General features: G+C 34.1%; 13 protein-coding genes. All 13 read left to right on the forward strand.

The genetic code is table 11. The annotated features are described in order from the left end of the window. The 13 genes from BIV20_RS00425 to BIV20_RS00485 all read left to right on the forward strand — a co-directional run bounded on the left by BIV20_RS00425 (nucleotide 1) and on the right by BIV20_RS00485 (nucleotide 13,892). Nucleotides 1-1,107, forward strand: coding sequence for an FkbM family methyltransferase (locus BIV20_RS00425; protein ID WP_075721656.1), 1,107 nt, complete (start codon nucleotides 1-3; stop codon nucleotides 1,105-1,107). 12 nt (nucleotides 1,108-1,119) lie between these two features. Further along, nucleotides 1,120-2,163 (forward strand): polysaccharide biosynthesis protein, encoded by a 1,044-nt coding sequence (locus BIV20_RS00430; protein WP_075721655.1) that lies wholly within the window; start codon nucleotides 1,120-1,122, stop codon nucleotides 2,161-2,163. Between the two features lies 1 nt (nucleotide 2,164). Then, entirely contained in the window at nucleotides 2,165-3,028 is an 864-nt protein-coding gene (locus tag BIV20_RS00435; protein ID WP_075721654.1) for an SDR family oxidoreductase, read from the forward strand. Nucleotides 3,029-3,045: 17 nt separating this feature from the next. Further along, a complete protein-coding gene (gene wecB, locus BIV20_RS00440; RefSeq protein WP_075721653.1) occupies nucleotides 3,046-4,170 on the forward strand; it encodes a non-hydrolyzing UDP-N-acetylglucosamine 2-epimerase in 1,125 nt (374 codons plus the stop codon). Nucleotides 4,171-4,262: 92 nt separating this feature from the next. Beyond that, a complete protein-coding gene (locus BIV20_RS00445; protein ID WP_075721652.1) occupies nucleotides 4,263-4,610 on the forward strand; it encodes a hypothetical protein in 348 nt (115 codons plus the stop codon). Nucleotides 4,611-4,688: 78 nt separating this feature from the next. After that, entirely contained in the window at nucleotides 4,689-6,041 is a 1,353-nt protein-coding gene (locus BIV20_RS00450; protein ID WP_075721651.1) for a bifunctional glycosyltransferase/class I SAM-dependent methyltransferase, read from the forward strand. Between the two features lie 36 nt (nucleotides 6,042-6,077). Then, nucleotides 6,078-7,109, forward strand: coding sequence for a GT-D fold domain-containing glycosyltransferase (locus BIV20_RS00455; protein ID WP_083655262.1), 1,032 nt, complete (start codon nucleotides 6,078-6,080; stop codon nucleotides 7,107-7,109). 26 nt (nucleotides 7,110-7,135) lie between these two features. After that, nucleotides 7,136-7,918 (forward strand): glucose-1-phosphate cytidylyltransferase, encoded by a 783-nt coding sequence (gene rfbF, locus BIV20_RS00460; protein WP_075721650.1) that lies wholly within the window; start codon nucleotides 7,136-7,138, stop codon nucleotides 7,916-7,918. Between the two features lie 25 nt (nucleotides 7,919-7,943). After that, a complete protein-coding gene (locus BIV20_RS00465; protein ID WP_075721649.1) occupies nucleotides 7,944-8,966 on the forward strand; it encodes a radical SAM/SPASM domain-containing protein in 1,023 nt (340 codons plus the stop codon). Further along, the gene (locus BIV20_RS00470; RefSeq protein WP_075721648.1) at nucleotides 8,954-10,144 is read left to right on the forward strand and encodes a hypothetical protein; all 1,191 of its coding nucleotides are present in this window, start codon (nucleotides 8,954-8,956) and stop codon (nucleotides 10,142-10,144) included. Before BIV20_RS00465 ends, BIV20_RS00470 begins: the two co-directional genes overlap by 13 nt. Nucleotides 10,145-10,156: 12 nt before the next feature. Beyond that, entirely contained in the window at nucleotides 10,157-11,371 is a 1,215-nt protein-coding gene (locus tag BIV20_RS00475; protein WP_075721647.1) for a hypothetical protein, read from the forward strand. Nucleotides 11,372-11,400: 29 nt separating this feature from the next. After that, on the forward strand, nucleotides 11,401-12,357 hold the full coding sequence (locus BIV20_RS00480) for a glycosyltransferase family 2 protein (RefSeq protein WP_075721646.1): 957 nt from the start codon (nucleotides 11,401-11,403) through the stop codon (nucleotides 12,355-12,357). Continuing rightward, the gene (locus BIV20_RS00485) at nucleotides 12,354-13,892 is read left to right on the forward strand and encodes a glycosyltransferase family 2 protein (RefSeq protein ID WP_075721645.1); all 1,539 of its coding nucleotides are present in this window, start codon (nucleotides 12,354-12,356) and stop codon (nucleotides 13,890-13,892) included. The genes BIV20_RS00480 and BIV20_RS00485 overlap by 4 nt, the downstream gene beginning before the upstream one ends. Nucleotides 13,893-13,939 lie beyond the last annotated feature (47 nt).

Below are 13,939 nucleotides of genomic sequence, written 5' to 3' on the forward strand. Positions count from 1 at the left end.
ATGGAAATAAAAGAAGAAATCGGAAAAATAGATTTGAATCAAAATAATGATGCTAAGTTAGAGGGAAAAGAGATAGTTATTTTTGGAAGTGGAGTAAATGGCGCGTGGGTATATGAGCAATTAATGAAAAAGAAGAGTAAAATAATTTGTTTTTTGGATGATAAACATTTTGAGAAAAGAAATGAAGTTCCCGTAATGAATGAAAAGCAGTTGCAGGAGGCGGACTTAAATCTAGAAGAGATTATTGTTATTGTATCATTTTATGTAAAAAGTGAAGAAAAATATAATGAGATTAAAGAAAGGCTTCAGAAGATTGGATTCAGGGAAGAAAATATTGTACATTTTGTAGAAGCATTTATGGAGAGCTATTTTGATAAAGAGCTATTGGTTTCGCAAGAAAAAGAAATAGAATTGGCTTATAGCAGATTAGAGGAGGAAGAAAGCAGGAGGGTATTTGAAAATTATATTAAGGCAATTGTCGGAGGAAATGCGGAAGAATTTTCAAAGCCGGTAAATGAGGAACAGTATTTTGATAAAGATATTATAAAGGATGTGAGGGAAGGAACATATTTTGTAGATTGTGGAGCATATATAGGGGATACATTTGAGAGCTTTCAAAAACAGAAATTGAAATTAAATTATATTGGGTTCGAACCGGATATAAATAATTTTAACATATTATCAGATAGAGTAAAATGTTGTGAGACAGAGTATCATCCGGTACTATTTCCTTGTGCTACTTCCAAGGAAAATGCTCTTGTTAGTTTTTCCTATTCGGAAGAGAAATCTGACAGCCCGGGAAGCGCTATCTGCGAAAGCGGAAATGTTACAGTGCCGGGGGTTGCTTTAGATACTGTGATTTCGGGACTTCCGATATCGTATATAAAAATGGATATTGAAGGTGCTGAATATGACAGCTTGCAGGGGGCAGAACAGATTATACGAAAATATCATCCTGATTTAGCAATCTGTACATATCATAAAACGGATGATATATGGCGTCTTATCAATTTGGTATATTCTTTTAATCATAACTATCAATTTTATTTGAGAAGTTATTATTTATTTAGTAGAGAAACGGTATTGTATGCAATAGAGAAAAAGTAGAAGGAGGACAACATGGGGATTTTTAAAGATAAGGTATTGATGATTACAGGTGGAACAGGATCTTTTGGAAATGCAGTTTTGAAACGTTTTTTAGAGACGGATATAAAAGAAATACGAATATTTTCCAGAGACGAAAAAAAGCAAGATGATATGCGACATGAATATCAGGTAATGTTCCCGGAGGCAAGTAACAAAATTAAGTTTTATATTGGGGATGTACGAGATTTTAGAAGTGTACGAGATGCAATGTATGATGTTGATTACATATTTCATGCTGCCGCATTGAAACAGGTACCTTCCTGTGAATTTTTCCCAATCGAAGCTGTTCGGACAAATGTATTAGGAACGGATAATGTTTTAACTGCGGCTAATGAAATGGGTGTTAAGAAAATAGTGTGTCTTTCTACAGATAAAGCAGCATATCCAATTAATGCAATGGGAACGTCTAAAGCGTTGATGGAAAAGGTTGTTGTAGCAAAGTCCAGAACAGTAGCACCGGAAAAGACGATGATTTGTTGCACACGCTATGGAAATGTAATGTGCTCCAGAGGCTCCGTTATTCCGCTGTTTATTGATCAGATAAAAAAAGGAAAGTGCATGACAGTAACAGAACCTAAAATGACGAGATTCATTATGAGTCTGGAGGAGGCTGTTGATTTGGTGTTATTTGCTTTTGAGAATGCCAGTTCAGGGGATATTATGGTTCAGAAAGCCCCTGCTTGCACAATAGAGGTTCTTGCACAGGCAGTAAGAGAAATCTTTAATCCGAAAGCAGAAATAAAAGTGATAGGAATTCGACATGGAGAAAAGATGTATGAAACACTTTTGACCAATGAAGAGTGTGCTCACGCGATAGATCTTGGAAATTTTTATAGAGTTTCTGTTGATAAAAGAGACCTAAACTATGACAAATATTTCACACATGGAAATGTGGAACGAAATGTATTGAAAGAATTTAATTCAAATAACACAAAGATATTGGGAGTAGAGGAAGTAAAAGAAAAGTTATTACAGTTGAAGTATATCCAAGAGCAGTTGGAAGGATGGGAGTGCTAAAATGAAGTTTTTGGTGTTAGGGGCATCTGGAATGGCAGGTCATACAATTGCACTTTATTTGAAAGAGAGAGGACATGTTGTTGATGGATTTTCCAGAAGAAAAGTAAGTATTTGCAATAGTATAGTGGGAGATGCCCGGAATGAAAAGGATATAAGAGAAATCATTCGAGAGGGAAAATACGATATTGTAATCAATGCGATTGGAATTTTAAACCAGTATGCTGAACAATATAAGGACCAGGCAGTATATCTGAATAGTTTTTTGCCACATTTTTTAGCTGAAATTACGAAAGATATGCATACGAGAGTTATACATATGAGCACAGACTGTGTGTTTGCAGGAAATAGTGGTCCATATACAGAGGAGTCTTTCTGTGATGGAAGAAGCTTTTATGACAGGAGTAAGGCGTTAGGGGAATTAAGAGATGAGAAGAATCTCACCATACGCACTTCCATTATTGGACCGGATATGAGTGCACAAGGAATAGGCCTTTTAAATTGGTTTATGAAACAAGAAAAGGAAGTAAGTGGATATGTACATGCTATGTGGACAGGAGTTACAACATTAGAGCTTGCGAATATAATGGAAGAAGCAGCCCAAAATGGGATAACAGGATTGCACCATATGGTATATGAGAAAAATATTAGTAAATATGAATTGCTGAAGCTGTTTAACCGTTATTTGAGAAAAGATAAAATTACAATTCATAAGAATGAAGAGATTTATCTGGATAAAACTTTGGTTCGGACAAACTTCGATTTTTCATATCAAGTACCGGATTATGAAAAAATGATAGCTGAAATGACAGAGTGGATGAAGGTGCATAAGGCGTTATATCCGCATTATAATTTAGAAGAACTGTAGGAAGCAGGTAGAGTATAGTGAAAAAATTAAAGTTAATGACAGTGGTAGGAACAAGACCGGAGATTATAAAAATGTCTGCAATTATAAAAAAATGCGATGAATATTTTAATCATATATTAGTGCATACAGGGCAGAATTATGATTATGAGTTGAATCAAGTTTTTTTTGAAGAACTGGGGCTGCGCAAACCGGATTACTATCTGGGAGTGGTTGGAAAAGATTTAGGAGAAACCATGGGGAATGTCATTGCGAAGTCCTATGAGTTATTTGCAAAAGAAAAGCCGGATGCGGTAATTGTACTTGGAGATACCAATTCTTGTTTATGTGTTATTTCTGCGAAACGCTTGAAAATACCAATTTTTCACATGGAGGCGGGGAATAGGTGCTTTGATGAGAATTTGCCGGAGGAAATTAACCGAAGAATTGTGGATGTTACCAGTGATGTAAATCTTTGTTATACAGAACATGCCAGAAGGTATTTGAATGCAGCCGGAATTCCGAGGGAACGGACTTATGTAGTTGGGTCCCCTATGGCCGAGGTACTTTCCGGTGTGCTGGATAAAATTGAAGGTAGCAAAGTGTTAGAAAAACTGGGATTGGAAAAGGGAAAATATATTTTGTTGTCTGCACATAGAGAGGAAAATATAGACCAGGAAGAAAATTTTATGGAATTGATGAATGCAGTAAATACCATGGCAGAATATTATCAGATGCCAATTGTTTATAGTATGCATCCACGAAGCCGTAAAATCATTGAAAAGAGAGGGTTTAAATTCCATGAAGTGGTAAGACCGTTGCAGCCATTTGGATTTTATGACTATAATTGTTTGCAACGAAACGCCTTTTGCGTGGTATCAGACAGCGGAACTGTGCCGGAAGAGGCTGCATATTTTAAATTTCCGGCAGTATCTATCCGAACTAGTACAGAGCGCCCGGAGGCAATGGATAAAGGAGTATTTACAATTGGTAGTATTACAGGAGAAAGTGTATTGCAGGCAGTAGAACTTGCAACTGCTATGTATGCGCAGGGAGATTTACCGGTAGATGTACCTGATTACGTGGAAGAAAATGTCAGTGTAAAAGTGGTGAAAATCATTCAGAGTTATACGGAAATTGTGAATCGAATGGTATGGAGAAAGTAGGAAAATATAAAAGAATATAGTGGTAGATATTAAGATATATGGGGAAAAACCGATATATACTACATACAATAACCATGGAAGGAGAAAGACAGATGGAAAACGAATTCAAGGAAGAAATTGAGGCACTTGAGACTTTGAAAGGGTACAATGTCAAGGTGGTAAAGGCAGTGCAAGAAATTATCCCAGAACTAAAGGGTGAGAAGAAAGAGGATACCGACGAGTATTTGCAGCATATTTTTAAAGGAATTAACTGGGAGATTCAAGTAATAAATGGAACAATGAAATATTTGAATCGTGATAAGGAAGTTATATCCAAGGAATCGACGAATGATATTATTGTAAAATTAAATGATGCTGTTAATGCAAAGAATGATTTGTTGATAGGAGAAGTAATGGAAACGGAATTGCTTCCGTTTTTGCAAAAATTGAATGAGATTTAGGAATAAAAAATAGGGACGCTTTTAAAAGTGGTGTCCCTGTTTTGTATTATATATATGAAATGAAAAATGAGGAAAAAAATGGAGAAGAGAAATATTACACTTGCAATAACAATGTATAATCGAAAAGAACTCTTAGAAGTTTGTTTGAACTGGCTGAGAGAAATAAGTGAGGTCAATAGAATTATTCTTGTTGATAACGGCTCAGATGATGGAACAGCGGATATACTGCCAACAATGGGATATGACTACATTGTTTTTGATGAGGGAAAACAAGGGTATGGAACAGTATGGAATGCTATTGTAGATAATTTTCAGCTGGATGAAATCGTTGTTTTTATGGATATGCGATATATACCGGGGAAAAATTGTTTGGCAAAGTTGTCAGAGGCTGTAAGTGTGAATGGAAATGGTGTAGCAGGCCCAAAATCAAATGGTTTTCGAGGAGTACAATATCTGTCGCTTGATAAGGTAGAAGATATGCTTGCGTTGGAAGAACAGTTAATAAGAGAGAAAACAGAATGTGTCTATGAAAAAGTTGTAGGAATAGATGCAGGGATGTGGGCCATTTCACGAGAAATGTTGGAGAAAAATGGAAAGTTTAATGAAAAACTAATTGAGCCTCAGAATGTATTAGTAGATTATGAATTAAAGATGATAAAAGAAGGAAATCATGCGATTGTATGTGATGATGCAATTACGTTTGATCTTTACTTCGGTGCTGGAAATAGTGGTGCTGCAGAAACCAACAATCAAAATGACAGGGAAATATTAAAAGATAATTGGAATATGAATTATTTTAATAGAATTCCTAACAGTAATTTGACGGATTTAATTGTGGAGGACATAAAGGCAGAATTTCATGTTTTAGAAGTTGGTTGCGATTTGGGAGCAACATTACTGGAAATACAAGGCCGATATCCTAACAGTAAGGTCCATGGATTAGAAATCAATGGAGCAGCTGTTAATATTGCAAAATATTTGGTTGATGTAAAAGAAGGAAATATCGAAGAAGAGAATGTACCATTTGAAGAAAAATTTGATTATATTATTTTTGGCGACGTGTTGGAGCATCTAAGAGACCCACAGAAAATAATATGGTTTTGTAAACGGAACCTATTAAAAGAGCATGGACACATCATAGCCAGCATACCAAATGTAATGCATATTTCAGTAATGCAACAATTACTCAATGGAAGATTTGAATATCAAGATATGGGATTGTTAGATAGAACACATATTCATTTCTTTACGTATTATGAAATATTGTTAATGTTCCAAGAAGAAGGATATACAATGGAGGAAATTGGGAGCACAACAATGAATCTGACAGAAGAACAGGAGAAGTTGGAAATGAAGTTGTTGGAAATATCTCAAAATGTAGAAAAGTATATGTATGATACATATCAATATGTGGTAAAAGCCAGAAGTTAAGATAGAAGAAGAAAAGCAGTGGAGAGGAAAAAGTGCATGTGTGATGAAAGAAAATTAGAAGAAGAAATTTCTATTTTAAAGAATACTCTAAGGGAGATTTCGCAAAGCAGTCAAGAGATGTTTCAGGTAATATGCCAAATGAATGAATCTTTGGGAAATGCACATCTGTATATTATGCAGATGAATACAATTATTGATAATGTAAAATATGAGATATTAGATCCCAGAGTAGATGGGCAAACACTTTTTTTTCCACATATTGAAAGTTGTGAAAAAACGATAGATAAAATCGTAGAGGAAAGAAAGTCAATGGCGCGATTTGGTGATGGTGAATTTTCACTTATGTCAAAAGTTTGCCGTCAAAAATTTCAGAGACTGGATAACAAATTAGCAGAGCGATTAGAAGAGGTTATACGGACAGATGATGACAGAATTTTAATCGGGATAGCAGATAACTATGGAAATCTGGATAAGTATAATAAAACGTCAGCAGATAGTATTCGGATTTATATGACGAAAGAAGTAAGGGAAATGCATCAGCAGTATCTAAGTAGTGAAAAGATATACTATAATGCATATATGTCTCGGCCGTATGTAATAATGAAAGAAAATGGAAAAGAAGAGACTGCAAAAAGATTTGCGAATCTGAAAAGGATTTGGGAAGATAGAGATGTTATTATTGTAGAGGGTGCATTGACCAGAATGGGAATGGGGAACGATTTATTAGAGAATGCAAAATCTATTCGTCGTATTCTGGCTCCGGCCACAAGTTCTTTTGACAAGTATGATGATATTTTAAAAGCATCTTTGGAGATTGCAGAGGAAGGAGTGCTTTTCCTGATTGCAATGGGACCTTCTGCCGGAGTTCTTGCATATGATTTAACAAAACATGGTTATCAGGCAATTGATATAGGACATGTTGATTTAGAATATGAATGGTTTTTGGCAGGAAAGGGAGAAAGAGTATCGGTAAAAAACAAGTATAATAATGAAATGCCGAGGGGAGATGTTGTAGAAGGTGTAACTGATGAGAAATATAATAGTGAGATTGTTGTAAATTTGTCTTAAAGTACATGGATTGGGAGGAAAAAGATATGAAAGTAGTGATTTTGGCAGGAGGTTTGGGAACAAGAATTAGTGAAGAAAGCCGAATTAAACCCAAACCGATGGTTGCAATTGGAGAAGCACCTATTTTATGGCATATTATGAAGTATTATTCTTCTTACGGATTTGATGAATTCGTGATATGTTGCGGATATAAGGGATATGTAATAAAGGAGTATTTTGCAGATTATTATTTACATCGGTCTGATATCACTTTCGATTTTAAAAATGGAAATGAGATGATTGTTCATAATAATATTGCAGAACCCTGGAAAGTAACCCTGGTAGATACGGGGGAAAAGGCACAGACCGGTGCAAGAATATATCGAATACATAAATATGTAGGAAATGAACCATTTATGCTCACTTATGGCGATGGAGTAAGTGATGTGAATCTTGATGAGTTGTTAGAGTTCCATAAGAAAAATAAGCGAACGGTTACTATGACTGCAATCCAACCGGGAAGTCGATTTGGGGTTCTGGATTTTAATGAGGATGGTGCAGGTATTGACAAATTTGATGAAAAACCGCAAGAAGACGGTGCATGGATTAACGGTGGATTCATGGTGGTAGAACCTAAAGTGTTTCAGTATCTGCGAGATGAGGATGGACTGGTTTTTGAAAAAGAAGTTTTGAACAATCTGGCATTTGATGGAGAGTTAGCAGCATATAAGCATAATGGTTTCTGGCAGTGCATGGATACGATGAGAGATAAAGGGATGCTGGAAAAACTTTGGTATGCGGGAAATGCGCCATGGAAGAGATGGGAATAAATACTAATAGTGCGAGGAAAAGAAAATGCAAGAAGAGAAAATAAAGCCGTCATACAATACAGAGCGTGTGTGTCTAGGAAAAACGTTACCACTTGATACACCGTTCACCATAATGGCAGATATTAGTGATGTTTGTAATTTTAGATGCAATTACTGTTTTAGAGGAATGGGGAAAAAGGAATTTTATTATGGAAAAAATAAATTGATGGAAGAAGACGTCTTTCATCGAATTGTGGATCAGGCGTTAGAATTTAAAGGGCGTATTAAACGTTTTTCCTTGTCTCATAATGGAGAACCATTGGCACATCCTAAATTTGCGGAGTTTTTGGCATATGCAAAGGAAAGAAATGTAGCGGAATCCGTAGAAATACATACGAATGCTTCGTTGCTGAACGAAGAGTTAAGTACAAAGATTGCAGAAAGTAATATTGATAGAATTATTATTTCATTGCAAGGAATGAATACAAAGAAATATCAAGAGGTTTGTGGTGTTGCTATTGATTATGAGAAGTTTTATAACAATATTAAGTTTTTATATCAGATAAAAAAAGATACGAAAATTTGCATTAAGGTAGTAGATGCTGCATTAGAAGAAGGGGATACTGAAAAATTTTATGAAAAATTTACACCTATCGCAGACCGGGTATATGTAGAAACGATAGTACCATTGTGGGATATTGAAGAAGAAAATGCAGCAATCAGAGAAACTAAAACATATAACAAATATGGTCGGCAGAATGAACGACAAAAAATATGTCCATTAATGTTTTACACTATTAATGTCCTGCCAGATGGTACAGTCTTTCCATGTACTAATATTGAACCACCAATGGTTTTGGGAAATATAAAAGAAGTAACCCTAAAGGAGTGTTGGGAAAGTGAAAAGAGGAGACAATTTATCATTCATCAGTTAAAAGAAACCCGAAATAATAATGTGGTTTGTAGTAATTGCTATATTCCACAGAATACGGTATTAACGGAAAATGATATTTTAGATGGTTATGAAAATGAAATTTTAGAAAGAATTGAAAAGCGATGGAAGAAATAAACAGTAATAGATTAATAGAATGTGTGGCAAAAGAAAATTACGATAATTTCTGCCAGGCGGTTTTAAAAACTTCCCGGGCACGAAAGGACAAAAAAATTGTGATATTTGGTGCTGGGATTTTGGGATTACAATTTTGCTATACGTTAAAGAGTCTGGGAATACAAGAATTTGTTTTTTGCGATAATGATTCGAAAAAATGGGAAAAGAAAGTTGGAGATAAACTTGTTATTTCACCAAAGGAACTTGTGGATAACCAGGACGAATATTTCGTTTTTTTGGCAATAGAAAATTATTTCTCTTGCATGCAACAGTTGGAACAAATGGGATATACTGAGGGAAAGGAATGGTATAATTTAACCAACTGTTCAGAAAGGAAATTAATAAAGCATTTTTCAGAAGACTGTGATGCAGATACTCTTATTTTGGGAGATTGTACATCAGTTAATATTTCAGTTACAGATGAAATGAAGAAATCTATAGCAGATTTGTTGTATCAGAAAAACAAGGTAAAAGTTTTAGGCATGAATGGAATATACATGCGTTTGTATTATAATATTTTTTTGATGAATTTGTGCAAAATGTCGTCATTAAAGAAAACGTTAATTTTGTTAGATTTAAGTATTTTTTATGGGAAATACCATTTGTTTTCGAAAAATCAGCATGTTGAGGTGGTTAAAGCTTTGCAAAATATTTCAGAGATTGATACTGAAGAGGCAAAAGAGTTTGCAGAGATTGTGGAAAACAGAAGTGAAAACTCAATAATAGATATAGGAACTTCACCTAACAGAGAAGATAATCTTTCGGAGCAGAGGATTGAACAGGAACGCCGCATACATATGAAACTGAATTATTTGTATAGGTTACAGGAGGATTCAGAAAGCATACAATATTTGGATAAAATGATAGAAAAGTGTGTGCGAGAAGAAATAGAAAATATATATGTAATTATGCCGGTAAATTATGAAATGGGTGAACAATATTTTGGAGATGTATTTTATCAAAAATATGAAGCAATAAGAGATATAGTGATAAAGCATATCGCAGAGAGAAAAGGAAAAACTCTAGATTTGAGTTATGTTTTAAAAAAGGATGATTTTATTTGTTTACGTTCTACTAATGAGGGAATTCGAGAGCAGGGAAGAAAAAAAATAGTTACACTGATACAGGAGATACTATAGGAGGAGAATGAATTGAAGGAGTCTATTAATTTTGCGTGGCCTGTAACATCTACAAATCGAGAAGATTATGAGGCGTTTTGTGAATGGCTGGATAGGAAGAAAGAGATTGTTGAGAAGAAACAGATTGCAATATGGGGTGCTGGGATTAGAGGAACAGAATTTTCGCTTTTTTTTAGAAAAAGAAATTACCATGATATCATTTTTGTTGATAATAACGAACAAAAGTGGGGAGGGGTGATAGATGAATTTCCTATTATATCTCCTGAAGAGTTGTATCAAAAAATGATGAAAGAAAAGGCAAAAATTTTGATTTCAGCAGAAGCGAGCACAGACATAGAAAAACAATTACAGGAAAAAGGTTATATAAAAGACAAGGACTTTTTTACAATAAAGTCTTGTTTATATGAAAAATATGTAAATGAATTTGAAAGAGAATATAAAGGTGAAATTCTTATTATGGGAGATTGTGAATTCTCTAAAATTTCTATGAAAGATATAGATTTAACTAATTTGGGAGAGATGATAAAAGCAAAGTGCGGTGAAGATAGAACAAAAGTATTAGCGATGCACGGAATGGGATTACGGGCACATTACAATGTATTAAATGCTCAGATTAGTAACGGAATGAAACCTAAGGTATTGCTAGTTATGGTGAATTTGGATACATTGACCGGGAAACATCATTTATTGCCTAGATCTCAGCATGTAGAGTTACTACGGATGGTCTATAATAAAACAGAGAATAGAGATGAAGAATTTGAAGAATATATGAGGGTTGTGGAAGAAAGAAGCAAAAACATACAAGTGGAGTTTTTTACACATAAGTTTCAGACAGAAGGGGAAAAAGCAAAGGAAATAAAAGCCAAGAATTATTTTAGAATTAACTATATGTATAACTTAAATGTAGAGACGGAAGGACTTGTGTATCTTCGCAAAATTTTTGAAAAAGCGAGAGAGGAAAATATAGACGTGATTCCTTTTGTGCCACCGGTAAATTATACTGTAGGAACAAAGTTATTAGGGGAAAAATTTGAAGTAAAGTACAAACAGAATTTGGAAAAAATCAGACAGATTGTAGAAGAGAATAAGAAGGAATTGTTGGACTTGAGTTATTGTCTTGGAGTAGATATGTTTGCAGAGCCTGAAACACCGGATGAGACAGCAAATGAAGTTGGTAGAAGAAGAATGACTGAATTATTATATGAGGCTATTAGGAAGCTGGTTTAAAAGGAATGGGATGAAAGGGAGGGATGTATATGGAAATAAAGATTAGTGTAATCATGTTAACATATAATAGAGAGAAACTGGTACAGAGAGCAATAGAATCTGTTTTAAATCAGACATATAAAAATATTGAATTTATAATAGTAGATAATGGTTCAGAAGATAAGAGTGGGGAAGTTGTAGAGTATTATGCAAAAATGGACAAAAGAATTAAACCATATCATATTAGTAAGTGTTGTATTGGCGCTGGAAGAAATTTTGGATTGAGACAGGCAACTGGAGAGTATGTAGCTTTTATCGATGATGATGATTGGATGTATGAAGATATGCTGGAATACTTGGTAGATTTTGTTAAAGATTATAACGCTGATATTGTATTGTGTGGTTCTCAGAAAGAAATTGAAGGTAAGATTTTCGATAACTGTTGTTTTGATAAAGTGTTAGTTATGAATAGTGGGGAGAGTGTTATTGAATTATTGAAAAGGAAGAAGTACAATGCAGCATATCCAACCAAATTGCTAAAAAAGGAATTGTTTGATCAGATTCCGTTCCGTGAAGATGGAAAATATGATGATATTACTGTTGTGTATAAACATTTTGCATTGGCAAAATGTGTGGTAGCAGGTGGAGAACCAAAATATTGTTTTAGAAGACATGAAAGCAATAATTCCGCGTTTACTACAAACGACTTGTTATTGACAGAGGACCAGTTAGAAGAATATTTGGCGGCTTTTCGAGAAAGAACGGAATGGCTTAGTGCCAAATTGCCATCTATAGCAGATTATGCACAATATAGCGAATGGTCATATATGATTTCTATGTGTAACAAGATTGAGAAGAATCAGTTGAGGAGTTGTTACCAGGTATTAAAGAGAATAAAGAAAATTTTGATTGTAAATTATGATGTATTTTTTTATTCAGAATATATACAGGATTTTGAAAAAGAGTGGATGAAAAAATATATTGCACCAGAGAGGAATAGAAAATGAGTACATTGGAAAAACCACTAATATCAATAATCACCAGGGCGTATAATGTCGAAGATTATATAGGAGAGTGTGCAGAAAGCGTATTAAGCCAGACGTATGAAAATTTTGAATGGATTGTTTTGGAGAATGGTTCCACAGATAATACAGGGATTATATTGGAAATGTACGCAAAGAAAGATAAACGAATTCGTTTGTTTGTAAATAGAAAGAATTATAATAAAATAGAACCGAGTCGGGAAGGAGAATATAATTATTTAGATTTATTGAAGAAGAGCAAGGGAAAATATGTAACAGAGCTAGACAGTGATGATTTTTTGCATAGGGATTATTTGAAAGCTTTGTATGAAGCGACTGGTGGGGAAGAGATAGATATTGTTGCAGCTGGATCGGTGCAGTTTTTTAGTGATAATCCGCATCAAATAAGTAATATTGTTGTACCAAAAGCCTTTTCTGACAAAAATATTAACGAGTTGGGAAATAGTATTGATGATTTTTATAATGTATTCAGACCGGTATGGGGAAAGATAATTTTAAGGGACTTTTATGTACAAAATTTAGATTATATTTATGATAGACCTTCTTATATATCGATCGGAGGAGACACCTATGTATGTCTTCGGATATTACAGGTTGCAAAGAGTTGTGTTTGTATAGACAAGCCTTTATATTTTTATAGAGTCAGAAATAATTCGATAACAAGGACGAGTTATTATAAAGATAGATATTTAAGTTATGATGCAATTTTTTTTGAAGGTAACCGCCTTTTAAAAATTTGGGAGAAAAGCACCCAGGCCAATTTTGAGAAATTGAGCATTATACATTTGGGAGGCTTAGAAATAGATTTGAAAATGATTTCAAATGTAGAAGGATTATTATTAAAAGATAGACTAGAGTATATTGAAAATTTGTTACAAGATAAGGTATATAGGGAATATATAGGCGTATTTTCTAATGATATTAAAGTTATGTGGGAACACAAAATTCATGCGGGATTAGAAAAGATTTACAATATTTCCACAAAAGAAAGCATGCAGGAAAAGACACAACTTTTGTTTTATAAATATAATTTTAGTCAGTGTTTTATATCTAAAAAGCTTATTTTTGAAAAAAAGAATAATAAATACGATATGATGCTTTATATTATTGCAAGTATATCGGAAAAGAATACTGTTGCGCGTGATAACGAATTGGTAAATTTCTGTATTAAATATTTGCTGGGGGAAAATTGCACATCAATTTTGGATGCAAGGAGAATTATAGAACAGCATACAAAAACAGAAAAACGGGAATATGACTTGAAAATAAAGATGAACGAGTTATTGTCAAAGGGTGCATATGATGAAGTGGAAAAAATACTAGAAACTCTTGAGGAAACGATGAGGTTGGATTGTGATGTTTTGTTTTCAAGAGCATGTTGTTGTTACGCAAGGGGTGATGTAAAAAATACAGTGGTATTGTTGACAACTGCAAATGAATTATATCCAGAGGAAGAAGTAATACAGGAAAACTTAAATAATATATTGGAAGAACTATGATTTTTTTGTAAAATAAAGGAGAAATGAACTGGAAGGAGAGCATTTGT

It is taken from the genome of Roseburia sp. 499, assembly GCF_001940225.2.
Taxonomy (GTDB): domain Bacteria; phylum Bacillota; class Clostridia; order Lachnospirales; family Lachnospiraceae; genus Petralouisia.